The organism is Cellulomonas bogoriensis 69B4 = DSM 16987 (assembly GCF_000767165.1).
Classification (GTDB): domain Bacteria; phylum Actinomycetota; class Actinomycetes; order Actinomycetales; family Cellulomonadaceae; genus Actinotalea; species Actinotalea bogoriensis.
This window is the reverse complement of sequence record NZ_AXCZ01000288.1, coordinates 1-2,076: the sequence shown is the minus strand read 5'-3', so window position 1 is coordinate 2,076 and position 2,076 is coordinate 1. Positions and strand designations below refer to the sequence as shown.

Annotated in this window: 3 protein-coding genes; all 3 read right to left on the bottom strand. The window is 75.3% G+C overall.

Going from position 1 to position 2,076, the window contains the following annotated elements; all coding sequences use genetic code 11:
- Positions 1–380 (bottom strand): EAL domain-containing protein (locus N869_RS14690; protein ID WP_156968589.1); only part of this gene is annotated, 380 nt, incomplete at its 3' end.
- A gap of 55 nt (positions 381–435) precedes the next feature.
- A complete protein-coding gene (locus tag N869_RS17510) occupies positions 436–576 on the bottom strand; it encodes a hypothetical protein (protein WP_156968588.1) in 141 nt (46 codons plus the stop codon).
- A 70-nt stretch (positions 577–646) separates the two neighbouring features.
- A partial coding sequence (locus tag N869_RS14685; protein WP_035062874.1) for a 5-oxoprolinase subunit B/C family protein occupies positions 647–2,076 on the bottom strand: 1,430 nt, incomplete at its 5' end.

Here is a 2,076-nt window from a genome sequence, read left to right as displayed (position 1 = left end):
ACCCGGAGCAAGGACTCGGCGTGGCTGACCGAGGCCAGCAGGTCAGGGGGGCAGCCGCGGGTCAGGGACGCCATCTCGACGTTGATGAACAGCGACATGCCCGGTGGCGCGTCGGCCTCGATGAACGCGTCGAACGCTGCGGCCCGACACGCCCAGTCGAGCTCGGCGACCCTTCCCGCCCGGGCCGCCAGGTCGAACATCGCCACGGGGCTGTGCAACGGCCCCTCCGGGCCGCGCGCCAACGCCTCGTAGCCGACCAGCTCTCCGGAAGCGAGGTCGACCATCGGCTGGAACGCCGCGCTGACGTCCCGCGCCTCGATCACCGCCTCGAGGTCGGCCACCGTCGGCGCTTCCCCGCTCTGCCCCCCTGCAGTGCTCATCGAGGCACTGTAACCCGGGCCCGACAGTCGTGGCGCGGTCCCGGGATCCGGTCCGTCAGTCCCAGAAGGGGTGCAGGCCCTCCTCGTCGCCGTCGTCGTCGATCAGCCACGGGTTCTCGTTCATCACGAGGTGTCCTCTGCGAGGTTCGGGGTCGTTCTGACGTCCTTCATGCTCCCAGCCGCACGCCCGCCTCACCCGGGACCTAGGACCGGTGACACGCCTCGACAGCACAGGCACATCGACGGCACGGGCGGGCGGTGGCGCGTCACCCCTCCGGGACGAGGCGGATGACGTCCCCCGGGCGGACCTGCGCCAGCGCGGTCAGGTCGTCAGCGACCACGGCCCCCACCACCGGGTAGCCGCCGGTCACGGGGTGGTCGGCGAGGAACACCACCGGCTGACCGTCCGGGGGCACCTGCACCGCGCCCGGCACCAGGCCTGCGCTCGGGAGCTCCTCGTGGACGACCCGCTCCAGCGGCGGACCCTCCAACCGCAGCCCGACCCGGTCCGCGCGAGCCCCCACCACCCACTCCCCGTGCAGGCGCTCCCTCGAGCCCGGCGCGAACCAGCCCTCCTGGGGACCCGGGACCAGCCGGACCCGGACCGCCCGCCCCCGCGCCGCTGGACCCTGCACCGCGACGTCCGACCGCTCGGGGGCCGGTACCGCGTCGCCGGGAGCCGCACCCACGGGCAGCAGGTCCCCGGCACGGACCTGCTGCGGCCCGAGCCCCGACAGGACGTCCGTGGACCGGCTCCCGAGCGTGACCGGCGTGTCGATGCCACCACGGACCGCGAGGTAGGTGCGCAACCCGTGCGTGGGCGCGCCCATCAGAAGGACGTGCCCGTCCGCCAGCCCGAACGCAGAGCCGTGGGCCGGTGCGACCCGTTCGCCGCCCTCGGCGTCCACCACCCTGACCGGGACCACCGCCCCGGTCAGGGCGAGCACCTGGTGGCCCGCCGCCCGTACCTGAGCCCCACCGAGCACGACCTCCAGGACCGCAGCACCGCGGGGGTTGCCCACCGCGCGGTTCCCGGCCACCGCCGCCCCACGGTCCAGCGCACCGGACCTCGGAACACCCACCCGAAGGTGCCCGGGCCTGCCCAGGTCCTGGACGAGCACCTGGGGCCCGGTTCCCAGCACCTGCAGGCCTCGTGCCGCGTCCGGCCCGTCCTCGCCGGTCCCCCCAGGGCCGGTGGCTTGCCCGGTGACGGGCCGCACCGGGCCGGACGTGACCAGAGCCGTGGCACGCACCGCCCGGAACCGCACGCGCGTACCGGGGACCAGGCGTGCGGGCGGTTCCTGGTCCAGGTCCCACAGGGTGCCCTCGGTACGGCCCACGAGCTGCCACCCACCCGGGGAGACCCGGGGGTACACAGCCGAGAACGGCCCGGCGAGCGCGACCGACCCCGACGGGACGGTGGTACGCGGCGTCGCCCGACGGGGGACGTCCCAGGCGAGGACGGAGGGTGCCGCGGCGCGCAGGTAGGCGAAGCCTGGCGCGAAACCGAGGAACGCCGAGGTCCACACCTGGGTGGTGTGCGCGGTCACCAGGCCGTCGACGCCCGTCCCCAGGGCGGTGGCGGCCCGGTGCAGGTCCGGCCCGTCGTAGACGGTGTCGAGCACCACGTCACCGGCACCGGCGGCGGCCACCGGTGCGGGCTCGACCGAGGCCAGCGCGCGCACCACCGCCGACG